General features: G+C 41.6%; 18 protein-coding genes. 6 read left to right on the top strand and 12 right to left on the bottom strand.

Annotation, left to right across the window (positions count from 1 at the left end):
• Positions 1-318: 318 nt before the first annotated feature.
• Positions 319-2,043, bottom strand: coding sequence for a diflavin flavoprotein (locus H6G69_RS30790; protein WP_190693090.1), 1,725 nt, complete (start codon positions 2,041-2,043; stop codon positions 319-321).
• Positions 2,044-2,144: 101 nt separating this feature from the next.
• On the opposite strand from H6G69_RS30790, the gene H6G69_RS30785 reads away from it, so the two are divergent.
• Positions 2,145-2,942, top strand: coding sequence for a pantothenate kinase (locus H6G69_RS30785; protein ID WP_190693093.1), 798 nt, complete (start codon positions 2,145-2,147; stop codon positions 2,940-2,942).
• 236 nt (positions 2,943-3,178) lie between these two features.
• Positions 3,179-3,565: a VOC family protein gene (locus tag H6G69_RS30780; protein ID WP_190693088.1), complete on the top strand. Its 387-nt coding sequence runs from the start codon at positions 3,179-3,181 to the stop codon at positions 3,563-3,565.
• 248 nt (positions 3,566-3,813) lie between these two features.
• Here H6G69_RS30780 and H6G69_RS34255 read toward each other — a convergent pair whose 3' ends face one another.
• Positions 3,814-4,113, bottom strand: a complete 300-nt coding sequence (locus tag H6G69_RS34255; RefSeq protein ID WP_242072249.1) for a hypothetical protein — start codon at positions 4,111-4,113, stop codon at positions 3,814-3,816.
• 28 nt (positions 4,114-4,141) lie between these two features.
• On the opposite strand from H6G69_RS34255, the gene H6G69_RS30770 reads away from it, so the two are divergent.
• A complete protein-coding gene (locus H6G69_RS30770; protein WP_313952489.1) occupies positions 4,142-4,453 on the top strand; it encodes a hypothetical protein in 312 nt (103 codons plus the stop codon).
• Between the two features lie 107 nt (positions 4,454-4,560).
• On the opposite strand, the gene H6G69_RS30765 is transcribed toward H6G69_RS30770, so the two are convergent.
• Positions 4,561-5,637 carry a PIN/TRAM domain-containing protein gene (locus H6G69_RS30765; protein WP_190693086.1) on the bottom strand — a complete coding sequence of 359 codons (1,077 nt, stop codon included), beginning with the start codon at positions 5,635-5,637 and terminating at the stop codon, positions 4,561-4,563.
• 249 nt (positions 5,638-5,886) lie between these two features.
• Between H6G69_RS30765 and hemW the strand changes: the two genes are divergently transcribed.
• Entirely contained in the window at positions 5,887-7,065 is a 1,179-nt protein-coding gene (hemW, locus tag H6G69_RS30760) for a radical SAM family heme chaperone HemW (protein ID WP_190693085.1), read from the top strand.
• Between the two features lie 47 nt (positions 7,066-7,112).
• Here the strand turns inward: hemW and H6G69_RS30755 are convergent, their stop codons facing one another.
• Positions 7,113-7,670, bottom strand: coding sequence for a DUF2808 domain-containing protein (locus tag H6G69_RS30755; protein WP_190693083.1), 558 nt, complete (start codon positions 7,668-7,670; stop codon positions 7,113-7,115).
• 756 nt (positions 7,671-8,426) lie between these two features.
• Between H6G69_RS30755 and H6G69_RS30750 the strand changes: the two genes are divergently transcribed.
• A complete protein-coding gene (locus tag H6G69_RS30750) occupies positions 8,427-10,016 on the top strand; it encodes a glycoside hydrolase family 57 protein (RefSeq protein WP_190693080.1) in 1,590 nt (529 codons plus the stop codon).
• Positions 10,017-10,295: 279 nt separating this feature from the next.
• Here H6G69_RS30750 and H6G69_RS30745 read toward each other — a convergent pair whose 3' ends face one another.
• The 7 genes from H6G69_RS30745 to purC all read right to left on the bottom strand — a co-directional run bounded on the left by H6G69_RS30745 (position 10,296) and on the right by purC (position 19,189).
• Positions 10,296-11,561: a DNA cytosine methyltransferase gene (locus tag H6G69_RS30745; RefSeq protein ID WP_190693078.1), complete on the bottom strand. Its 1,266-nt coding sequence runs from the start codon at positions 11,559-11,561 to the stop codon at positions 10,296-10,298.
• Between the two features lie 195 nt (positions 11,562-11,756).
• Positions 11,757-12,920 (bottom strand): lipid-A-disaccharide synthase, encoded by a 1,164-nt coding sequence (gene lpxB, locus H6G69_RS30740; RefSeq protein WP_190693076.1) that lies wholly within the window; start codon positions 12,918-12,920, stop codon positions 11,757-11,759.
• Positions 12,921-13,238: 318 nt separating this feature from the next.
• Positions 13,239-14,060, bottom strand: coding sequence for an acyl-ACP--UDP-N-acetylglucosamine O-acyltransferase (gene lpxA / locus H6G69_RS30735; protein ID WP_190693073.1), 822 nt, complete (start codon positions 14,058-14,060; stop codon positions 13,239-13,241).
• 251 nt (positions 14,061-14,311) lie between these two features.
• Entirely contained in the window at positions 14,312-14,821 is a 510-nt protein-coding gene (gene fabZ, locus H6G69_RS30730) for a 3-hydroxyacyl-ACP dehydratase FabZ (RefSeq protein WP_190693071.1), read from the bottom strand.
• A gap of 56 nt (positions 14,822-14,877) precedes the next feature.
• Positions 14,878-15,747: a UDP-3-O-acyl-N-acetylglucosamine deacetylase gene (lpxC, locus tag H6G69_RS30725; RefSeq protein WP_190693069.1), complete on the bottom strand. Its 870-nt coding sequence runs from the start codon at positions 15,745-15,747 to the stop codon at positions 14,878-14,880.
• 117 nt (positions 15,748-15,864) lie between these two features.
• Positions 15,865-18,339 carry a BamA/TamA family outer membrane protein gene (locus H6G69_RS30720; RefSeq protein ID WP_190693067.1) on the bottom strand — a complete coding sequence of 825 codons (2,475 nt, stop codon included), beginning with the start codon at positions 18,337-18,339 and terminating at the stop codon, positions 15,865-15,867.
• 112 nt (positions 18,340-18,451) lie between these two features.
• Positions 18,452-19,189 (bottom strand): phosphoribosylaminoimidazolesuccinocarboxamide synthase, encoded by a 738-nt coding sequence (gene purC / locus H6G69_RS30715; protein WP_190693065.1) that lies wholly within the window; start codon positions 19,187-19,189, stop codon positions 18,452-18,454.
• 1,339 nt (positions 19,190-20,528) lie between these two features.
• Between purC and H6G69_RS30710 the strand changes: the two genes are divergently transcribed.
• A complete protein-coding gene (locus tag H6G69_RS30710; RefSeq protein ID WP_190693064.1) occupies positions 20,529-20,804 on the top strand; it encodes a hypothetical protein in 276 nt (91 codons plus the stop codon).
• Between the two features lie 241 nt (positions 20,805-21,045).
• Here H6G69_RS30710 and H6G69_RS30705 read toward each other — a convergent pair whose 3' ends face one another.
• A complete protein-coding gene (locus H6G69_RS30705) occupies positions 21,046-23,643 on the bottom strand; it encodes a GAF domain-containing protein (protein ID WP_190693062.1) in 2,598 nt (865 codons plus the stop codon).
• Positions 23,644-23,722: the final 79 nt, after the last annotated feature.

The raw sequence follows: 23,722 nt of genomic DNA, 5'->3' as shown, positions 1-23,722 counted from the left end.
ATGTCGGGCATGGGCTAAATCGTAGTTTTTGAGTTGTCGTTTGGGAAGACAATAACTCTACTACGACAGCCCTACCTCTTCATACTCTTTTTTTGGCAACGGTATTGTGTTAAACATCTCAATTCATCCCGCATTTATGCAACGCCCGTCTTTTTCACAGGATGTTTGAACAGTCTTGAGCGAAAATAGTACACTTCAGACTTCATACTTCCTCAGGACTTACGCATGAAAAGGAAAAATCAAGGGTGTAGGGGTGTATGTATCCAAAACCCATTAACCCAGCCTTCACAGACAATCTTTGTGCGTAAGTCCTATTCCTTAATAGTGATTTCCCACCTTACGATGATGCACAGCTGTCAGTGCTTCCGGTTTGGAAACTCTGCCACCGTTGACGGTGCTGTATACTGCCCAGTGGTCACCGCAGTCCATCCGGCTGACGACTTCGCATTCCATGTATGCTAAAGCGTCGGCGAGGATGGGTGTACCGTCTTCGGCACTTTGGGTTCGCACACCTGCAAAGCGGTCTGCACCGGGGGCGAACCGTTTGAGGAAGTGGCGCATGAGTGTTTGATAATTGCCTTCTTCTAAGACGTTTAACACAAAGCGATCGCCTACTTGCATTAAGGATTCAATCGCCCGGTCTTTGGCAACTGCAATGGAGAAGCCCAAGGGTTTGAAGCTGGCTTGCGCTACCCAAGAAGCTAACATCGCGCTGGAAACATCACCTTTTTTGGCGGTAATAATATACAACCCACCACTGAGTCTACCCAAAGCTTTATCTAAGTCTGCACTCAGGGATTTCATCGCTTTGATGCTGCGATCGCGTGTGACCCACTGCCCTAAGTCTGTGCCTGCTTCTTCACACTGCTTGTAAGTATTTTCACTGGGAGTTTCGCTCAGTTGAATCACCGGGAATGCGATATGTAGTCCCAACGCCCGGAATTTGTTCAACAGTGGGTAAGTCGGTTCATCGTTACCGCCGCCAGTTTCAAATATACCAATGGCTTGTTTATCTTTAGCCGAGCCTAAAACGGTGCTGAGTGCGGCTTGAGCAATGGTATCACCAGCAGATGGCGGCGCACCAATAACTATCCCCGAACAACGCCCAACTAGTTCGCGCAATTCTTGTAAATCTGTGGCTGAACCCAAATCTACTACTTCTACAGCGACATCGGTTTTGTTGATACCGTTGATAATTGACTGCGCGAGGCGATCGCTATAACCGTATTCTGAAACGTAGAATATTCCAACTGTGGTTTCTGGTTTGGCTTGGTTCTGGCTCCATTTGCGGTAACGTTGGGTGAGTTCCTCAACGTTGTGATAAAGTAACGGCCCGTGACCTGTAGCAATCATTTTAATCTCAGGTAATTCGCCCATCCGCTTTAATGCAGACAGTACTGAGCGCGAATTTGGCCCCATCAGACATTCATAGTAATATTTAAAATCAGCTTCAATAGTTTTTAAGTCTTCGTCAAATGTCGCATCGGAGCAATAGTGCATTCCGAAAGCATCGCAAGTAAATAGGGTTTGGGTTTTATGGTCGAAGCTGAAGATTGTGTCTGGCCAATGCAGGTTAGGCGCAATTACAAATTCTATCTCGTGACCGTTACCTAAATCTAAGCGATCGCCATTTTTAACAATCTGCCGTTTAAATGGCTGATGTACCAAGTCTTCCAAAAATTGAATTGCGACTTTGGAAGCCACAACGGTAATTTCTGGAGCCATTTGTAACAAATCTTTCACTAAGCCGCTATGATCAGGCTCAGTGTGGCTGACAATCAAATAATTGATATCTTGAGGATTAATCAAGCCTGTGAGCGTATCAAAATACAGCTGACGGAACTTCTCATGGGAGGTATCAACTAAGGCAATCTGCTCACCGCGAATCAAAAATGAGTTGTAGGTAGTACCATTTTGTAAACCAAACTCAATATCAAAGCGATCTCGATCCCAATCTAGAGAGCGAATTGCCGTCGTATCTTGAGAAATATCCTCAGTCTGTATTGTCAACCTTTTTTCTGTTTTCTCGGTGAGCGATACCATAAATCCCCTCTCAAACACAATGAGTATTTATTCCGCTTGTTCTATTTTGACACGGTTTAAATGTAAATTTTTATTAAAAACTCTATAGTTATCTTAAAAAAATCAAAAGAGTGAAACCGCGTATACATAAACCTTGGCTGGCTTTAGAGATAGGTAATTCCCGACTACATTGGGGGTTATTCGTAGGCGAAACCCTTGACTGTACATGGAATACAGACTATCTCCCTGATTCAGTTATACAGCAGTTAGGTAACGGTCTAACCTTAGATGATTTCCCAGCCAAGATTTTTACCCTTCCTTCGCCCCTTCCCCTGGTAATTGCTTCTGTTGTTCCTAGTCAAACCGCACTTTGGCAAACTTACCCCAATGTCAAAGTCATTACCTTAGAGAATATACCTTTAAAAAATACCTATCCCACATTAGGAATTGACCGCGCCTTGGCTTTGTGGGGTGCAGGGATAAAGTTAGGATTTCCCATCTTAGTAATTGATGCCGGAACTGCCTTAACTTTTACAGGTGCAGATAGTCAACAGAATTTAGTTGGCGGTGCAATTTTGCCAGGGCTAGGTTTACAATTTGCGACTTTAGGTGAAAAAACCAGCCAATTACCACAATTAGAAACGCAAACTTTCACATCTTTACCACCAAGGTTTGCCCAAAATACCCCAGAAGCTATTCAAAGTGGTGTAATCTACACCTTATTAGCGGGAATCAAAGATTTTATAACCGGGTGGTGGGATTTATATCCTAATAGTAACGTGGTGATCAAAGGGGGCGATCGCACTTTATTATTTAACTATCTACAAACTTTATATCCAAAACTTGCAGTACCTTTGTTTATAGAACCCAATTTAATTTTTTGGGGAATAGCAAAGATTGATAACCTAGATGTAAAATAATATGAGTTATGACAGCATAGATAGCTGCTTCAATCATTTTTGGGAAACGCACATAATCCGAACTTCGACGACGTTACTGGTTAAATCAGCCAAAGTAAATATACGTTAAATGACGTATCTGAATCCTGATGCTCTTTGCTTTTGTTACAAACTACTGACAAAAATAGCTATTTCTTGTATAAACAAGAATAAAATACGACTTTGTACTTCATTTTTTTATTAGTCAACAATTTTTTATGCAAACTACTGGTATTCATCATGTAGCTATCATTGCTTCTAACTATGAACGCTCGAAAAAATTTTATGTCGAGATTTTAGGTTTTTCTATTATTCAAGAGACATTTCGTGCCGAGCGTAATTCTTATAAATTAGATTTGCGAGTAGGAGAAAATAGCCAAATTGAGTTATTTTCCTTTCCTCATCCTCCTCAAAGAGCTAGTAATCCTGAAGCCTGTGGTTTAAGACATTTAGCCTTTAAAGTTCAAGATATTGAGCAAGCTGTAATTGATTTGCAGTCTTACAATGTGGCGGTGGAAGATATTCGAGTTGATGAAATCACTGGTAAAAAATTTACTTTCTTTAAAGATCCAGATAACTTACCATTAGAGATTTATGAACTATGATTTCGAGGCATTAATTAATGTTCAAATTTAAAATATAGCGTTTCCTAGTCTGCTGAAGTACAAATTTCTGCGTAACTCTGCGACCCTCTGCGTTTCAAAATATTACCTGTACCTCACTTAACTGGGAATCGCTATATTATGTAGAATTTATTTGGAAATTTTGATAATCACATTAACATCTCAGCTTCACATTTAACACGCCTACCGTAAACCCAATAAAAATTTTAATTCTAAATTAAAACTTGATACTACTTTCTAACTTTTTTAGCTTTCCAAGTACCACCATAAACATAAAAAGGGTTATCTGCACTAATTGTTGGCCAACATTGAGGGCAGACAAAAACCCATTCGCCGTCTTCTTTGTATTTAACCCTATATAACGTAGGTGCAGGTTGACTACAAAGTTTGCATAATTTAACTCGAATTGAGCCTGACATTTCCTTCACTCTTGTATAGCGTTTACCCATCACTTGATAAAACTGGGAAGAACCAGCCGAAGTATTCTTGCGAACGCCAGGACTTTTACCTTTTGCAGCCTTAAGTAGCACGCATAACCCGGAATCAATACTTAACAATGTGGCGCAACAAATTAACCAGCTAAATGAATTAAAAACTCAAAGTCATATAGCTGCCGCCACAGCAATTTTAGCTGGTTTAGTATTAGATCAAGAGGTTATTAAAAGAATTTTGAGGTCAGATATTATGCGCGAATCAGTAATTTACCAAGATATTTTAGAAGAAGGGAAAGCCGAAGGTAAAGCTGAAGGGAAAGCCGAAGCTTTAATAGAAGTTGCCAGAAATCTCATTAACACTGGTATGCCATTAGAACAAATAGCGCAAGTTACAGGCTTATCAATAGAGCAGTTACAATCTTTACAAGCTCAGTAGAAAGCAGTGAAATTAAACACCACATTAAATAAATAATCGGTGCAGATTAACTACACCGATATTACGGACTGATAGAAGATTTGATTTTGATTGAACAGGCATTTCCCTCACGCCAATGCTGAAGCTTGAGGTTTGGCAAAAATCATACGTCCGGCGGAGGTTTGCAAGGCACTGGTAACTACTACTCGTAGTTCACCACCTACATAACTGCTGCCTTCTTCAACGACCACCATTGTGCCATCATCTAGATAGCCAATGCCTTGACTTGGTTCTTTCCCTTCTTTGAGAATTTTTAAGTCGAGGTAGTCACCTGGTAAATAGGTGGGACGGACGGCGTTAACTAAATCGTTGACGTTTAATACAGGTACTTTCTGGACGCTGGCAACTTTGGATAAGTTGTAGTCGTTAGTAAGCAAGGTAGCGTTGATTTCTTGGGCAAACCGGACTAGTTTTGCATCAACTGTAGCGATATCATCGTAGTCAATGGAATTAATGAGAATGCGATCGGGGTAGGCTTCTTTAATGCGGTTGAGAATTTCTAAGCCGCGTCTTCCCCGCACTCGTTTTTGGTCTTTACTAGCATCAGCTACTTGTTGCAATTCTTGTAGGACAAATTGTGGCACGATAATCTGCCCTTCTAAAAACCCTGTTTCTAGTAGTGCTTCAATACGACCATCAATAATGCAGCTAGTATCTAACACTTTGGTATTAGCAGGTTTTAATGTACCTTCTACTACCATTGTTTCCACAGTGTTTGGATTAATTAACCTTAATAATCCTCGCCCGTGGGTATCTGCCAAATTCATACCAGTAACCGCTAGAATAATACTGCCCACAACTGCTACCAAGGGCTTAATAAAACTAAAGTCTGGTGGGATTGGTAGCAAAAATAGCGGAGCCAGCATCAAGTTGGCTAGCAACAACCCAATGACTAATCCGATCGCACGAGTTAAGATAACTTCGAGTGGCATTTCCCGGACTTGGGCTTCGAGGCGGCGATAGGTTGTCTGGAAACTGAGTCCGACTGCACCGCCAATGATGGCGGCAAAAACAGCAACGGTGAGGCGTAAAGCTTCTAGGTTGGTGACTCGATCTAGCGTACCATCAGGTAGCAAATCGGTACTGTAGAACCCTACACCTGCTGCTGCCAAGATAAATGAGAGAATGATAATGGCATCAAGCATGGTTGTCTTGTTTTCCTGCAATTGTTTTACCCGATAAAGCCAAATTTCTTTGATTTCATCGCTAAAAGGGAATAATCAATATTGACTTAGGCTACGAGTTTAAGCAGGGAATATCTGCAAATATTATAACTAAAGAGCTTTATTTTAATATTTTTCATGGTTTTGTTGTAAAACGATAAGAAACTGTAAAAAAACTACTTATTTTGGGATTTTCTAATTCTTTGTTAAGTTAAGTAATAATTGCTGAAAATGATTCACAAACTAGATATTTCTTGCATTGTAAGTTCTGCTTATGTGCATATTCCCTTTTGCCGACGGCGATGCTTTTATTGTGATTTTCCTGTGTCTGTGGTAGGCGATCGCTTGCGGGGAGAAACTTCTGGTACTATCTCCCAATATGTAGAAGTGTTATGTCAAGAAATTGCTAGCACTCCCAATTTTGGTAAACCCCTTAACACAATTTTTTTTGGTGGGGGAACACCTTCATTACTTTCTATTGAGCAATTGGAACGGATATTAACAGCATTGGAAAAACGTTTTGGCATTGCACCACAAGTAGAAATTTCAATGGAAGTAGACCCAGGAACATTTGATTTAGCACATATCACAGGCTATCGCAGCTTGGGTGTAAATCGAGTGAGTTTGGGTGTACAAGCGTTTCAAGAAGAATTGTTAAAATTAGCTGGGCGATCGCATTCAGTTACAGATATCTTTGCAGCTATAGAATTAATTCACCAAGTCGAGATTCCCGAATTCAGCTTAGATTTGATTTCTGGACTACCTCACCACTCATTAGACCAATGGCAAGATTCTTTAACTCAAGCTATTGCTGCTGCACCAACGCACATATCTATCTATGACTTAACAATTGAGCCGGGAACTGCATTTGGTCGCTATTACCAACCAGGGGATAATCCTCTACCCAGCGATGAAACTACAGTCAAAATGTACCAAATGAGTCAACAAGTATTGACTGGTGCAGGCTATGAACATTACGAAATTTCTAATTATGCTCAAATTGGGCATCAATGCCAGCATAATCGGGTTTATTGGGAAAATCGTCCTTATTATGGCTTTGGTATGGGCGCAGCAAGTTATTTAGAAGGAAAACGCTTCACTCGTCCCCGCAAAACTCAAGCATATTCTGAATGGGTAAAAGCTGGTTGTGTAATTGATTGCGAAGTCACTCCACCCGCAGACATATTACTCGAAACTTTAATGTTAGGGTTGCGTTTAGCTGAAGGGATCAATCTCTCGTTATTAGAGAGGGATTTTGGCCAAATGATGACGAAAATCCATCACTGCTTACAACCATACTCGGAAAAAGGTTGGGTCGAAGTTGTCGAAGGAAGATTGCGTTTAACTGACCCAGAAGGTTTTTTATTTTCTAATGTAGTTTTGGCTGATTTATTTAATCAGTTGGGATAAACAGGGAACAGGGAACAGTCAAAAGTTGTTTCCCTATTCCCCATTCATTAACTCTCACTATAGGTGTCTTGATAAAATTGCAGACGACCAACACCGAGAAATTGACCTACTGGTTGTTCACCAGAGGGAAATCCTTTCACACCAAATAAATAAACTCCACTATTAGCGGGGTTACGATCGGGGCGTAACGCAATAGTAACAGTTTGACCTGGTTGAATAGGTTGAGCAAAGTTAACTGTGAAATTTTGTTGATCTTTGCTAGTTACAGACTTAAGCTCTAACTTTTCGCCACGACTATCGCGTGTTCCCACAAAAGCCGTAGTTTCATTTTGATTGAACTCAATATTTTCTACCCCTGCAACTTGGGTAAAGGTCACTTGTTGCAGTGATTCCCCGGCATTTGATGGTACTTCTACCGTAAAGTAGTAAGTTGTATTCGGCGCACTAGCATCATTATAGGGAGTGCCAGTACTAACTAGACGCGGTGGTTGAGCAAAAGCGATCGCGCCACTACCCAAAGTAACCGCATTAGCAGCTAATTGGGGCAAAGAAAAAATTCCCGCGCCAATTAACAGCGTGCTAACAAAGCTGCTGAAGTATTTCATATTTCTATATATTGTGTCTAACTCGTTAACTCATCACATGGGTTTGACAACCCATAACAAACTCATCAGCAAATTTATTTTCTTTGCTGAAAATTTGCTATTTCTTTACAGTGTTCATACAGTATAGCAATTATTTTTTTCGGATATAAACGCGTAAAATTACATAAAAAATATAAGTTTTTTCTGGGTTTTATTCCTCCTAAGACGATGGTTTTATGAGGATTTGGGCATAGATAAATTATCAATAATCCTCCATAAGACGTAGAGTTTTGGGCGTAAGGTCATATCTTTTAATGACTAATTAATTAACATCTAAATCTTTGAATATTAATTAAATGACAACAACGCTAATTTTGATTTTACCCACTTCTGAAAAATTCGATGAGATAGTTATTCAATCATTATTGATAACTGCTCTAATTGCTCACTTTTAAGCCAATCAAAACAAAAGTCTGATATAAATAGGACTTACGCACAGCCTACGAAAAATCGAACCACAGAGACGCAGAGTTCACGGAGAAATGAGAGTTTGAGAGTTTTTTTGCGTAAGTCCTAATAAATATTTCCCATCAAATCAAGCTACTGAGTCCGCATTAGTTTTCGTCTGTCCTGTCCTTTTGCCATAACGCCTTATCCCGCAAATCCAACTTTCTCAATACAATCGCACTACCACGATCCCCAGAAGGTCTTAAAATATTGTTAATTTCCGCCAAATCCCTCGGCTTTCAATTTTAGAAGTATCACCCCGGAATTACTATGGCTATTGGCTACGTCGCGCTTGTACTCCATGCACACCTGCCTTTCGTGCGTCACCCAGAAAGTGATTATGTCTTAGAGGAAGAATGGCTATATGAAGCTATCACCGAAACATACATTCCTTTACTGAAAGTTTTTGAAGGCTTAAAGCGAGACGGTATCGACTTTAAAATTACGATGAGTATGACACCACCTTTAGTGTCAATGCTCCGCGATCCTTTGTTGCAAGAACGCTATGATGCCCACTTAGCCAAACTAGAAGAACTGACAGAACTGGAAGTCGAGCATAATGCCCACAACGGACACATTCGTTATCTGGCTGAACACTACGCTACAGAGTTTAATGAAGCACGCCAGATGTGGGAACGCTACAACGGTGATTTGGTGACTGCGTTTAAGCAGTTCCAAGACACCAATAATTTGGAAATCATCACTTGTGGTGCTACTCACGGCTATTTACCGTTGATGAAAATGTATCCACAAGCCGTGTGGGCGCAAATTCAAGTAGCTTGCGAACATTACGAACAAACCTTTGGTCGTCCACCTAAAGGTATTTGGTTGCCAGAATGTGCCTATTACGAAGGTCTGGAACGGATGCTGGCGGATGCTGGGTTGCGTTACTTCCTCACTGATGGACATGGTATTCTTTACGCTCGTCCCCGTCCCCGTTTTGGTAGCTACGCGCCAATTTTTACCGAAACAGGTGTGGCAGCTTTTGGCCGTGACCATGAATCTTCCCAACAAGTATGGTCTTCGGAAGTTGGCTATCCAGGCGCAGCAGAATATCGAGAGTTTTATAAAGACTTGGGCTGGGAAGCAGAATATGAATATATCAAACCCTATATCATGCCCAATGGTCAGCGCAAAAATACAGGGATTAAGTATCATAAAATTACTGGACGCGGCTTAGGTTTATCAGATAAAGCACTTTATGACCCTTACTGGGCAAGAGAAAAAGCAGCAGAACACGCAGCTAACTTTATGTATAACCGCGAACGTCAGGCTGAACATCTCTACAATATTATGCAACGCCCGCCAATTATTGTTTCGCCTTACGACGCAGAGTTATTTGGCCATTGGTGGTATGAAGGCCCTTGGTTCATTGATTATTTGTTCCGCAAGTCATGGTATGACCAAGGTACATATCAAATGACCCACTTAGCAGATTATTTACGTGCAGAACCAACGCAACAGGTTTGCCGTCCTTCGCAATCAAGTTGGGGTTACAAAGGTTTCCATGAGTATTGGTTAAATGAAACCAATGCTTGGATTTATCAGCATCTGCACAAAGCTGCAGAACGGATGATTGAAATCTCGAAGTTAGAACCAGCAGATGAGTTAGAATGGCGCGCTCTCAACCAAGCTGCACGGGAATTATTGTTAGCACAATCTTCTGACTGGGCATTTATTATGCGGACTGGGACAATGGTTCCTTATGCAGTGCGCCGCACGCGATCGCACCTGATGCGCTTTAATAAACTCTATGAGGATGTCAAAGTCGGTAAAGTTGACAGTGGTTGGTTAGAAAAAGTTGAATTAATGGATAATATCTTCCCAGAAATTAACTATCGCGTCTACCGTCCTTTATAAGTTTAGGTAGATCAAATATTGGTTTGACTTCAAAATTATTGCTTAAGTTTGGGTGTCAGGTTTTTGTGAACTTACACCCATTTTTTATGAGCAATATGCTAAACGGCAATCATTTAAAAGGAGTTGCTGATTAAGGGGATGAATTTTTTTTCGCGCCTTTGCGCCTTTGCGCGAAAAATCAATCTTTCATTTTGCTTCGACATCTTAATTCATACCGCATTTATGCAATGCCAAAATAAGTGCAGTCCGCCGCAGACATTACTCATTTTGTGACCAACTTTAGAAAATCGGCTTGCTCTCGTTGATTGAATACCGCTGTGCTGCTTGTGATATTTTCAACTGTAATAGTGATTCATCTCCTAATTGCTGGGAAGAATTGGGCTTTATAGGTGATAAATTCAAGCTCCGAATAATTTCTTTTGCCACAGCTTTTGCTAATAACGGTGGTACAGAATTGCCTACCTGGCGAAAGCCGTGCCATTTAGTTATGTGAAATCTAAACCAGTCTGGGTAAGAATGCAGGCGTGCAGCTTCCCGAACGGTGATGCAACGGGGTGTATGTGGATGTATTGGTCGCGGAGAGGTAAAGGAACCCTTTGTTCTATCTGTTCCGGCTCTTAATGTATTGCAGACACCAGCCGGATGTAATTTATAAAAGCGGCTAATGGGTTCTCTTTCTCCTTGGGGAGTTTCCGAAAAACGTTGAATTGTGTTGAGTGAGTGTTTGGTGCGAAAGCTAGAAGAAAGAATGCGGGAATCAAACTGGCGATCGCGGCTATAATCATCTGCTAAAGTTTTCATACCACGCAAAATCAATGCGTAATTACTCGGCTTGCCATACTCGGCAATTATCCAATCTTTTGCTAATAACTCTAAATAGTTTTCTACTTCTGGAATATCGCCAATTGCATCCCACACAGTCGGCCCTATTGGCAAATCATTTTTTTGTGTAGAATTATGGGGTTTTGCTGGTTGGGTAATTGGTTGAGGATACTTTGGTAGGGGAACATCTTTTCGCGCACCCAAGAGAAATAATCGCTCACGAGATTGGGGTACACCAAAATGAGCGGCGTTGAGAATTTGATAATTTTCTTCGACTTGATAGCCGTGGGTTTGAAACTCGCTAATTAAACTTTTGAGGATGCGTTTATGTTCACCAACTGTAATTCCGCGAACATTTTCCATGACAAAATATTTTGGTTGCAACTCTAACACCAAACGATGAAAGTGAAATACTAACGAGTTACGCGGGTCATCAAATACCCGTTTACCCATAAGAGAAAAACCTTGGCAGGGACTACCACAAATCACCGCATCAATTTCACGATCACCTATTTTGGAACGTCGGCGAATTTCTTGGCCTGTGGTGTCTTCTACACTTTTGCACAATACTGTACAAAAAGGAAAGTTAAACTCATGGGTGGCGCAGTGGATAGGGTCAATTTCTACAGATGCTAAAACATCAAAACCCGCTTGTTCAAAGCCCAGGGTCATGCCACCTGCACCTGCAAATAAATCAACTGCGATTGGTCGTCGTTTTTTCATTCAGTGCTGAGTTTTGAGTGCTGTTAGCGGTAGCAAGGCGTTGAGCAGCGTGCTGAGTTTTGAGTGCTGAGTAAGAAGTAATCTACTCTTAGCCTGTTTTTAACTCACACTTCAGAATTCAGACTAGCCGGCGGCAAGCCGCTAAAAGCCTCTACATACTTCATACTTCATACTTCATACTTCATACTTCATACTTCATACTTCATTGAGCATTTGCAAAATTTCTTGAGCAGCGCGATCGCATACACCAAGGTCTCCCAAAGATTTTCGCATTTCGGTATAATCTGTCAAGGTCTGCTGTCTGCGTTCAGGATTCAGTAGTATTTCCATCACGGCTTGGGTAATATTTTCTGGTGTAGCAACTTCTTGCAATAACTCTGGCACAATCTCCTTCATCACCACTAAGTTAACTGGTGAAGCAAAGGGGATAGAACCTTTCAGAATTTTGCGCGCAATCCAGACTGTAATCGGATTTAGCCGATAAACTACAACTTGCGGCACATTCAAAAGTGCCAATTCTAAGTTCACCGTGCCAGATTTAGTAATGGCAAAATCTGCCGCCGCAAAAACTTCTTTTTGTTGACCAGATATAATTGTCGCTCGTAAACCGTAACTTTGAATTGCTGCGGCAATTGGTTCTCTAAAGCTTTCTAAAGATAAGGGAATCCAAAAATGAACTTCTGGTAACTTAGCTTGGATGGTTTGAGCGGCTTGAAAAATTATTGGTACAAGATATTTTAATTCTTGCTGACGAGAAGCAGGTAGAAGGGCGATCGCAATTTGTTCTGATGCAATTCCTAATTTGGCACGCGCCGCCTGACGATTAGGTGCATCCTGCATCCTGTCAATTAATGGATGTCCTACCCAGCTAACATTTGCGCCATTGTTTTGATAGTAACGTGCTTCTTCAGGGAAAATAGCTAAGAGTTTGTCTGTAAAGCCGACAATGCGAGAAGTGTTTCGCAAGCTCATCGACCACACCCACTCTTGAGGGGCAATGTAATATACCACAGGCACACCGGGCAGATTTTTCTGCATATAAGTGCCGATGCCGAGATTTGGCCCCATGTAATCAATTAGCAAAACCAAGTCTGGGGGATTTTGCTGGAGATAGGCGATCGCTTTTCGTTGTACTAATAAAGTGGGCAAGACATAAGGCAGCGATTCTAAAAGACCCATTGAGCCAATACCGCTAGTATTGCCCAAAATCTTGGCTCCCGCCTCTGCCATTTTGTCCCCACCAAGGGCAACAATTTCTAATTCGCACCCAACAGCAGCAGCTTGACGTTGAATCGCTTTAATTAACAGCGACCCCTGCAAATCGCCAGACACCTCGCCAGTGCTGATAAATATCCGCATTTGATAATTAAAAATCTTGTAAAAATTCTTAGATATAAAAGCTGAGAATTAGCAGTTACAGCAAATAGCATTTGGAATATGGCATTTTGGAAGAGCAAATTTTCCGAACAGTTAGTTATGTTTTCACCTTCTAGCTTGAAAGTGCTGAGTGCTGAGTTAAAAGTGCTGAGTAAGCATAGTACTCGCTCTTTCATGCTTGGCTATAAAACAAGTTTCATCAGGACTGCCTTCTGCCTCTTTGCAGTCGCTACAACGGGGGGAACCCCCGCAACGTGCTGCTCTCTGCCTTCTGCCTTCTTCTAATTCCCAGTAACCACCTTAAGACTCATCACTCGCGCTAGAAGTTTTACCTTTTCCAGGAATCAAACCGCGTCTTCCTGGCATTTGAGACAGCAGGATAAAGCGGCGGAGGTGCTGTAGTTCTTCTGTATCTCCTAATTGTTCTAACTGTTCTAATGCTTCTTTGAAAGTCAAGCCAGAACGGTAGAGAATTCGGAAGGCTTTTTTTAGGGTTTGCAAATTGTTAGCTGCCATACCAGAGCGTTTCAGCCCTACTAAATTTAGGGTTCTGACACGTACAGGATTACCCTCAACTAGCATATAGGGTGGCACATCTCGGTCAATGCGTGACATTCCCCCGACCATTGAGTGTCTACCGATATGCACAAATTGATGCACACCTAAAACGCCACCTAGTCTGGCACGAGACTCGATATGTACATGACCTGCTAAAGCTACCGAGTTAGGTATGATCACATGGTCTTCAATTATGCAATTATGTGCCACATGAACATAAGCCATCAGCAAGTTGTTATTGCCGATAATAGTGGCTTCTCCCTCGCCTGTGGCGCGGTTGATGGTGACATACTCTCGAATTACATTGTCGTCACCAATTTTGACCCAGGTAGGTTCTCCCACAAATTTGAGATCCTGGGGTTCCATACCGATAGCTGCACCTGCAAAAATCTGATTTCGCGCCCCAATTTCACAAGGCCCTTCTAGCACTACATGAGCGCCAATAATTGTTTCAGGGCCGACTTTGACGTGCGCTCCAATCACAGCATAGGCACCGACTTGCACTGTAGGGTGGAGTTCCGCTTTAGGATGAACTACAGCCGTTGGATGAATAAGAGTCTTCAAGGGTGAATCTCCAGAACTGTCTTGAGAAGCCAGTGCAGCGAAGCAACTGGCGTTGCTGAGTTTTTAGAACTTCAGTGGCCGAATGTGTGGGGCAAAGCAAGTTGAGTGTGTTCGCGTAGCGTCTCGTCAGAGAGGGCAGCGAAAATCAAGAAATTTTAAAAAGCTATTGTAGGTGATTTTTTTACCTGCTATCCTTTCTCAGGGGTGAGTCAAGGCACATCACGGTTGCACCAAGACTTCACAGCAAGTTTTTAACCAACTAAAGAAAACATCAGTTCGCCTTCAGCAGCTAACTGTCCATCAACTTCGGCCTTGGCTTGCATCTTTCCAAACCGACGTTGTTTGATACACAACAGTTCCACTGTCATGATTAGCTGATCACCAGGGACAACTTGCCGACGGAAGCGAGCTTTATCGATACCAGCAAATACAAACAGTCCACCTGCATTGTATTCGGGCAGTTGTGTTAAGACAACACCGCCTACTTGTGCCATTGCTTCGACAATTAGCACGCCTGGCATCAATGGTCTACCGGGGAAGTGTCCTTGGAATTGAGGTTCGTTAATAGTAACATTTTTAACGCCCACGGCAAGCTTTCCTGGTACGTAGTCAATAATTTTGTCTACGAGTAAAAAGGGGTAGCGGTGGGGTAACAACTGCTGAATCTCTTCAGAGGTGAAGGTTTTTTTGATTTCCGGGGCAGTTGGGGTAGATGAAGATGCGATCGCATCGCTACTATTGACTTCGGCGAGAATTGTCATTGGCAGTTTGGTTGACTTTGACTATAAAAATTTACTTAGGATGGCGCAAAGACCCCTCAGATTTTGTCGCTAGAATTTTGCTGTGCAGCTAAAATCTTTTGAGCGAGTTGAATGTGTAAATTGTGGCTGGCTTTATACGCTAAGAAGTGAGCTTGCGGGAAAATTCCCAATAAACTCAAATCTCCTACTAAGTCCAACATCTTATGACGGACTGGCTCATTTGCAAATCTTAATGGAGGATTTAACCATCCATCAGGGCCGCAAACGAGGGCATTGTCTAAGCTGCCACCTTTAATTAATCCTGTTTGTTGTAAGTATTCTATTTGATGTAATAAACCAAAAGTACGAGCAGGTGCAATTTCCGCCGCGAAACTAGGTGCTGCCACGTCTATATCAGCAGCTAATGACCAACTATGCCATTGATTACCAATTGCGGGTAAGTCAAAATCAATCCCATAACTAAAGCGGGTTTCGGCTGCTGGTAAAGCACAGACAAAAGCATCTTCTTGATAAACCCAGATTGGCTCTTTGACTGTCAAGGTTATATAGTCTTCAGCAGATGTTTGTGGTTGTAAGCCAACTTGGGCAATACTATCTGCCCAAATGCGCGCTGAACCATCTAAAAGCGGTACTTCTGGGCCATCAATTTCGATGCGGGCATTATTCACACCCATACCTGCCAAGCTTGCTAATAAATGCTCAACTGTACGGACAGATATTTCACCTTTACCTAATTGGGTTGAGAGAACTGTCTGATTTACAGCTGCAATTTGCGCCGGAATTATCGGCGCATCTGGCAAATCTACCCGCACAAAATAACGTCCACTGCCTACTGGGGCTGGTAATATCCGCACGTTGGTAGTGATACCGCTATGCAGCCCTACTCCGGTTTGGTAGATTTCCCCTGCTATGGTGTGCTGTTGCATAGGCGAAAATTTAATACACCTTAATAAATAGTCAAGGGTCAATGGTCAAAGAGTCAAGAGAAAGTCTGAAGTCTGAAGTATGAAGTCTGAAAAAGCTAGTGTCAGACTTCATACTTTTTAGAACCTTTCGCCAATGCCGAAGTTAATGCGGCTGTCACCTTCATCGTTGATTCCGTAGTCAATCCGAATTGGCCCTAGGGGAGACTGCACGCGCACACCCAAACCATAACCGTAGCCACTCCCATTCTTTCTGAGAAGTTCAGCCGCTGCGGTACTAGTGCCTAAATCGCTACCAGCATCAAAAAATACTGCGCCACTAACAATGGAGAAGACTGGGAAGCGATACTCAACCGATGCTTGGACGTAACTTCTGCCACTGCCGAGGGTTCCTTCTTCATAACCCCGCACAGAGTTACTACCGCCAAGGGTAAAGGCTTCGTAAGGTGGTAAGTCACCTAAAATAGTTCCGCCTTGGATGTTAAAGGCAAGTGTTTGCGGGCCTTTGGTAAAGTTTGTGAGTTGAACGGGAATGTATTGGCTGTAGCTACCACGCAATCTGGTGAGCAAAATATTACCCAGCCCAACTGGTACTGATTGGTCAAGCCCAAAACGAAGGTAAGAACCATTAGTTGGTTGTAAAGCATTGTTGCGGCGATCGCGTTGGGCGCCAAGTTGTAGTAGTAATAAATCGTCTTCCCCTGTATTGGAGAAGCTTAAGGGAATTGTGTTTCCATGACCGCCTTTGCCGTCATATATTGTACCTTGTTTTCTAATATTCCCATCTGCATCACGGGTAGAAACGCGTTGATATTGCAACCCAGCCGAAGCTGTCCATTCTGATCTTTCGTAGGGATTAGCAGACAAGGGACGGGTGAAGGTGACACCGCCGCCTAAGCGTAACACACGAGGGCGATCGCCATCTTTGTCGGTAGGATTTTTCAAAGTTTCAATATTGTCATCTTTTCCATCAAAAATTAGGGAAATGGAACTGCGACGGAAAATGTTGGCTGTGTAAGAAGTCCGATAGGGATCGCCAGCAATCCAAGGGTCGGTAAAGCGTAGGTCAAATAATAATTCCCTTTGTCCTACCTGGACTTCTGCGCCTAATTTTTGGTTTCTACCGTTGAGGTTTTGCTGTTGATAACTAACTGTACCAAACAATCCACTAGCAGAACTAATACCAGCGCCTGCTGCGATCGAGCCGCTACTGCGTTCTGCTACGTTCACAACCACGTCAACTTTGCTAGGGTCAGTACCAGGGTCAAGGGAAACATTCACATCTTCAAACAATCCCAACCCATAAACCCGTTGCAGGTCTTTTTGAACTGTATTGCGGTTAAAAACTTGTCCCGGCTTTAACTGCAATTCCCGCGTAATAATGTATGGCTGTGTGCGTCCTTTGATTGGTCTGCCTTGGTCATCTGTTTCTTGACCTTCTTTACTGCGGAATCGAACTCGAATGTTTTCAACTATACCCTCGGCGATTTGCAGCGTCACAACTCCATTTTCGGAAACTTGAGGCGCACCTATGACGTTAGCTAATACGTAACCTTGGTCTTGATAGCGTTTGGTTAAAGTTTTAATGCCTTCTTGTAAGTCGCGCAAATTCAAAATTTTGCCGTACTGATCCTTAAAGACTTCATCAGCAGTATTGGATGGCAATACAGAAGTTACATTAGTGCCAGGATTTGCTTGAATTTGGACTTTGGTCAAGATGGGGTTAGGTTGCACAATAAAGCTGACTCGTACACCTAAGGGTGTATCTTCTGGCTGTGCTTGCACGTTGGAAAAGAAACCTGTGCCAAAAATCGAGTTAATATCTTCTTGCAATTGGGTACGGGTGGTTGTCCGTCCTGGTTGAGTGCGAATAACTTGATACACCTGATTTTCCAACTCTGGTGTTAATTGTCCTGTCTGGGAGCGCACCAAAACTTCTGATACTAATACTCGCGGTTCTGTGGTTTCACTATTGCCACTAGGTTGAGTTGTGTCTGGCGTTGTAGGAAAAGCAGGTTGTATTATTGGCGGGGTAGTATTTTCTGGTTCTGTGCCTGGTTGAGTGGTTCCTGGTGTTGTGGGTAGAACAGGTTGTATTGTTGGCGGGGTAGTGTTTTCTGGTTCTGTGCCTGGTTGAGTGGTTCCTGGTGTTGTGGGTAGAACAGGTTGTATTGTTGGTGGGGTAGTATTTTCTGGTTGAGTAGTTGCAGGAGATTGAGGCGCAGCAGGTTCCACTGTGGGTGGAGTAACATTTTCTGGAGTTGGTTGTGTCTCAGGAAGTGTTTCTGGCTGTGGAGTTGAATCTGGGTTTGTTGGTTGATTTTGCGAAGTTTTTGTAGTGGTTGGTACTATAATCCCCGGTGTTAGGCTGGCGGCTGACTGCTTTAAAGTTTGGGGTTGCGCTTCTGCAAGTACCTTGACTTCGGTAAATTTAACCAAAGATGATTGCTCGCCATCCAAATCTTGATTTGCAGCAGATTTTAAAATTTCCGATGTTTTTTGTAAATCTTCAGTAGTTTGGGCATTTGCACTGATAGTCCCAGGCAAAGGTGCTGCAATTGCGACAGCTGCTATTAATACAGGGGATAAACGCATTTTATTTACATTCCTCTTCACGTCCGCACACCACACACTAATCAATAGTTAATAGTCATTGGTCAACAGTCAATGGTCAATACTCATGACCATTGACAACTTACGATTAAATTTAATTTTTACTTTCTACTACTTGCAGCACTCGTTGTAAAACCTCCTGATAAGCATCTTCTACTTTGCCTAAGTCTCGCCGGAAACGGTCTTTATCCATCACCCGGCGGTTGGGGTCTGTTTCTGCTGTGTCCCATAAACGACAGGTGTCTGGACTAATTTCATCTGCCAAGAGTATTTGCTGTTGTCCATCCAAACCAAATTCTAGTTTGAAGTCTACTAAAGTAATGCCGCACTCTTGCCAAAAGTCACGCAGAAAATCGTTGATTTGCAATGCTAGATTGGTAATTTCGTCTACTTGTTCCGGTGTGGCTAGTTCCATTAAGAATAGGCGATCGCGTGTCAACAAAGGATCTCCTAATTGATCGTTTTTGTAATAAAACTCAACCAACGGCTGTTTCAGAACTGTACCTACAGGTAATCCTGTTTGTTGGCTCAGACTCCCAGCCGCAATATTTCTGACAACTACTTCTATTGGTAAAATCTTGACTGCTTTCACCCGCATTTGATTGGGGGCTGGGCTATCAATAAAGTGAGTTTTTATACCTTTAACTTCTAATTGCTTGAATAGCTGAGTAGAAATACTACAGTTAATTTTTCCTTTACCGATAATACTGCCGCGCTTTTGGGCGTTAAATGCAGTTGCATCATCTTTAAAATCGGCTAGCAAAATTTCTGGATTGTCTGTTGTATAAAGTATTTTCGCTTTGCCTTCGTATAACTTGGAATGAACTGACATGGTAGGAAGTAAAGATTTCAGCAATGAGCAGCTTGTGTCCTTTCGGGCTTCACCATTTTATCTTTAGTTAACAGAAATTAGTTAATTACTTAGGCATCTATAGCAATCTGGTTTGATTTGGGAAATTATCTGTATGGGCTGGGAGTTAAGCGTAGGCCGTAGAAAGTAGGAAACAGCTTTTTTTTGATGTTTTGGATGTTTTTCAGCAATCAAATATGAGTCTGATACTTTTGATGAGCGAATATCACTGGTGGGGGAAAAAACAATGAATAGATAACAGTCAAAAAATCTGGTATCAACGTGCAATTTAAATGATGATTAGCGTAGAAATACCTTTGGCTTTCTCAATTATTTTTTTGGACTGATAATATGCGTTAGTTACTCAGGAGTAAGTATATTCATGAAAGGGGTGTAGGGAAGCCCATATTTAAAAGCAGGGGTTTCAAAAAGGACGCGCTCGTTCTCGTACTAAGTATCTCGCCACACATCTTTTTATCAAGTTAAAGGTCAAAAGTAAAAAGTTACAGCGTTTTGCCTTTTGCCCTTCGGGTTCACCATTTGCTTATGCCGGGAAACCCGTCCACCGCAATGGCTCACCTTTTTACTTTTACCTTTTATTTTCTCCATACTTAAGAGCAGGGGCTTGTACCTTGTAGGGTGTGGGAGGGGCGTTTTTCTCTTACACCCCACACCCTGTTCTTAGTCATTCCTACACAGACTGCTATATTACTGCCTGAACTTTTATACGTAGATTTACTTATGCTCTTCATAAGTAAATTGATTGGTTGGACTCAATGTTTAGACTTACACCGGAGAAAATTTGTTACTTAAGTGTAGCTGGTAGATTTTAGTATTGTATTAATGTCATCTGTGCTTGACTTGTATTGCTTCTTTGCAAGACTTGTATAGTCAAAAAACTGATGGAACAAAGACATTTGGGTTATTTGTTAAGTTTGCCTGACAAAAGCTGAACACAAATATGTAACTTGTAAAATCTGGCTTCTAGTAGAGGTGAATTTAGCAAATATTGATTATTTTATAAGAGTACATTTTTTTACTTAGTCACTGATAATATCTATTATTACAAGTAAATTAATCAGTAAAAAGAGGTATAAATTAAAACCTATAGCCATATGATTTAAGTTTTCATCAGACTTAATCAGAAATTAATTATCGGGGATCTGAATTAGCTATTAGCAGGTGGGTACACTATAGACGATTCGCACACAACTTCTGTTTAACAGTTGATGAGAGTGACTAAATTGTGCTTGCCTCAAAACTGCTGAAAATAGCTAATTACTGAACTTTCAGATATTACGTTAATCGGAGAATTTCATCAATGGAGACCAACATAATGAACAAAAGTGATTTTATCTACCCTCGTGGCCGCTATTATGGGCAGGTTAAACCAGAAAACTTAGTATTTAATGCTAATCTTCAAGAATTTGCTCAGAAAGTTAGTTACGTCTGTAGTTTAGAAACAGGTGGAAAACTGCCGCCAGAAGACGCTTATGAACAAATCAAAGCTTTATGGAAGCAGTTAAAACATAGTAAGAAAGAGTTACATATTGGTGAAGATCCTTTTAAAAGTCCAGGGGAAGACGCTGAGGGTTAAATTTCCACAATGGAGAGTCATGAAGATGGGACTGATGCATCAAAATTGTCGATTGAAATTGGTTAAAAGGGAACAGACGGGTTTTTGATGAGGATACCCCCAGATCACTTTGATTTTTCGTTTTGATGCGTCACCCTCAAGCCTGTTTATGGTCAGCCAAAAAATTGGTCAAAATATGAGTGAAACTGTTGCCTGTCTTTCCCCCAACCCTACCCCCACCCAAGAACTTTTTCAGCCAGCCCTATTTAGTAACAATTGTCCAAACACCATCCCAAGAATCTGGCGGTGGATTTTTTTGATAATTGTGGGCGCGTTCTAGGTGCATATCAACAGCCTGGTCTTTGGGACGAATATATTTAGCTGCGTTAAAGCAAGCGATCGCTTGAGTGAAATCACGCCCCAAATAAGCTATCCTACCTGCATGATAATGAAATAAAAATTCTTGGGTGTCAGCATCTAGTGGTTTTTCTCTGTCGCTGATTAATTCATAGATATTCACCGCTTGATGTTTACCCTTGACACGAATTTTATCTAACTGTCGCACCCAAATGCGATCGCTGCATAATTGGTAGGTAAACTCGCTCAAAACAATATCACAACCATATTCTTTTGTCACAGCTTCTAGACGCGCACTTAAATTCACCCCGTCACCAATCACGGTATAATCCATACGTTTGTGAGAACCGATATTACCAGAAACCACTTCTCCTGAACTAATCCCGATGCCGATGCGAATTTGGGGTTGTTCTTCAATAATCCGCCGTTGGTTAAATTCTGCCAAACGTTGACGCATATCTAACGCTGACTGCACCGCCCGCCAAGCGTGATTTTCTGTCAGTGGTAGCGGCGCACCAAACACCGCCATCAAAGCATCACCAATAAATTTATCTAAAGTCCCTTCATAATTAAAAACTGCCTCTACCATTGTTTCAAAATACTGGTTGAGCAGCGATACTACCTCCGCCGCCCCTAAATTTTCGGTGAGTGTGGTGTAACCACGAATATCAGAAAATAAAATTGTTACGTCTTTGCGTTCACCCACCATTAAGGCATCTTCTCCCAAAGCCATGACTTGTTCGGCAACGTGGGGAGTTAAGTAACGATACATGGTAGTTTTGAGGCGTTTTTCTTGGCTAATATCTTCTAAGACGATTAAGCCGCCACGCACACCGCCTTCTGGGTTGGTTAATGGGTTGACAGTGAGATTAAGACTGCGTTCTAACTGTTCTACTTGAGTTTCGGGTATTAACTGCGATGGGGGCGTGAGGGGTAAATTCCAAGGTACAAAAACTTCTGGGTTGAAGCGATCGCGCACTGCTAAAATTAAGTTTTGTGTACTAGTTGCCGAGTCTGGAGAATCGCTACTCACTCGCCCATCTAAACTTAAAACTTTATATAGCCCGACTATCAAACTTTGCTCCGGCACATAATGTTTAGCACCAGTCGTCAAACTGTCTTCTAAACGAATTTGTAAATTGTCAATTGGTACAACTTCCCAAACAAAACGACCAATTAAATTTTGTTCCCAAAATAATTTATTCCCTTTACTATTAGCATCTGTTAAAGGACAGCCTAATAATTCCAAAGCCGCATCATTAATTGTCACAATCCGCCCAATCATATCTGTAGAAATTACCGCATCCGAAAGACTTTGTAAAATGTCTTTTTGATATTGTTTTTCTAACAAGACATTTTCAAATAATCGGGCATTTTCTAAAGCAATTCCGGCTTGAATATTAAATGCCCGCATAAACTCTTCATCAGAGGCAGTAAAACTCCCTTGTTGCTTATTAATTAACTGGGTAACTCCAATTAATTCGTTAGCAGAATTAAATACAGGCAAACATAAAATATTCCGCGTATAATAACCAGTTCTTCTATCTGTACTAGGGTCAAAACGTGGGTCTTTATAAGCATCAGGAATATTGAGTGCTTCTCCGGTAGAAGCCACATATCCAGCAATCCCGCGATTGGCGGGAATCCGAATTTCTAAGAAAGTTGCCGGGTCAGATGCGGCTGCTACTTTCGTCCACAGTTCGCCCATTTCTTTACGTAATAAAAACAGCGTACTGCGGTCTGCCTGCATTAAAATGCGGGCTTGTTCCATAACAATTTGCAACGTTGCTTCTAAATCTAAACTTTGCCCTAAAGTTTGAGTAGCGCGCAATAAAGCCGTTGCCCCACGTTGATTTCTCGCAGCTACATAAAAAGATTGACAGGTTTCTAAAATAATGCCAATGGAAGCAGCAAAATCTCGAAAACTATTTTCATCTTCTTCATTAAATGGAATGTTGCCAGTTTTATTAGCTAGCTGAACCACTGCTACAGTTTGATTTTTACTACTCACCACAGGCATACATAAAAGATTATGAATGCGATAGCCCATTTGTTTTTCTAAGTCTGGACTAAATAAAGGATGGGTAGCAGTTTCGACAATGTTTAAATATTGCCCTGTACTGGCAACATGACCAGGAATGCCAACAGTAATTGGGGTGCGAATTTCTAAGAATTTTTGCGTATTATCTTGGGGAACTTTTGACCATAATTGGCCTTTATCATAGTCAACTAAAAAAATAGCTGTATTTTCAGCTTGGAGAATTTGTCCAATCTTGAGTGTGATTGCTTCTAAGACATTTTCTAACATAGTTTCTAGAGCTTCATTATTAATTAGCTCAATGGCTCTAAGAAACTGTTGAAATTCCGCAGTGATAAAGTCTAATAAGCAAACAAACTCGTTTACTGGTAGGTCTTTAACACGACGCAATAAAGCGTGGGTGCGATTAACTTGTGTGAGTTCAGTTAATGTAGCCAAGACGCTACCAGGATTGGGAAGAGTCATGGAATTTTAGAATTTAGATTAAACTTTTAATTGTTAGCTGTGCTGAGATTTTCAGACATTGCAGTTAAGTAGTTATTTT

It is taken from the genome of Nostoc sp. FACHB-110, assembly GCF_014697425.1.
In the GTDB taxonomy this organism is placed as follows: Bacteria; Cyanobacteriota; Cyanobacteriia; order Cyanobacteriales; family Nostocaceae; genus Nostoc_B.
This window is presented reverse-complemented; position numbering and strand designations above follow the sequence as displayed.

What these genes read in the sequence shown, in the direction of transcription:
- H6G69_RS30710 (WP_190693064.1), top strand. Translation starts at nt 20,529, where the DNA reads ATGGAGACCAACATAATGAACAAAAGTGATTTTATCTACCCTCGTGGC.
- H6G69_RS30780 (WP_190693088.1), top strand. Translation starts at nt 3,179, where the DNA reads ATGCAAACTACTGGTATTCATCATGTAGCTATCATTGCTTCTAACTAT.
- H6G69_RS30750 (WP_190693080.1), top strand. Translation starts at nt 8,427, where the DNA reads ATGGCTATTGGCTACGTCGCGCTTGTACTCCATGCACACCTGCCTTTC.
- H6G69_RS30720 (WP_190693067.1), bottom strand. Translation starts at nt 18,339, where the DNA reads ATGCGTTTATCCCCTGTATTAATAGCAGCTGTCGCAATTGCAGCACCT.
- H6G69_RS30745 (WP_190693078.1), bottom strand. Translation starts at nt 11,561, where the DNA reads ATGAAAAAACGACGACCAATCGCAGTTGATTTATTTGCAGGTGCAGGT.
- hemW (WP_190693085.1), top strand. Translation starts at nt 5,887, where the DNA reads ATGATTCACAAACTAGATATTTCTTGCATTGTAAGTTCTGCTTATGTG.
- H6G69_RS30755 (WP_190693083.1), bottom strand. Translation starts at nt 7,670, where the DNA reads ATGAAATACTTCAGCAGCTTTGTTAGCACGCTGTTAATTGGCGCGGGA.
- purC (WP_190693065.1), bottom strand. Translation starts at nt 19,189, where the DNA reads ATGTCAGTTCATTCCAAGTTATACGAAGGCAAAGCGAAAATACTTTAT.
- lpxB (WP_190693076.1), bottom strand. Translation starts at nt 12,920, where the DNA reads ATGCGGATATTTATCAGCACTGGCGAGGTGTCTGGCGATTTGCAGGGG.
- H6G69_RS30790 (WP_190693090.1), bottom strand. Translation starts at nt 2,043, where the DNA reads ATGGTATCGCTCACCGAGAAAACAGAAAAAAGGTTGACAATACAGACT.
- lpxC (WP_190693069.1), bottom strand. Translation starts at nt 15,747, where the DNA reads ATGCAACAGCACACCATAGCAGGGGAAATCTACCAAACCGGAGTAGGG.
- fabZ (WP_190693071.1), bottom strand. Translation starts at nt 14,821, where the DNA reads ATGACAATTCTCGCCGAAGTCAATAGTAGCGATGCGATCGCATCTTCA.
- H6G69_RS30765 (WP_190693086.1), bottom strand. Translation starts at nt 5,637, where the DNA reads ATGCTTGATGCCATTATCATTCTCTCATTTATCTTGGCAGCAGCAGGT.
- H6G69_RS30705 (WP_190693062.1), bottom strand. Translation starts at nt 23,643, where the DNA reads ATGACTCTTCCCAATCCTGGTAGCGTCTTGGCTACATTAACTGAACTC.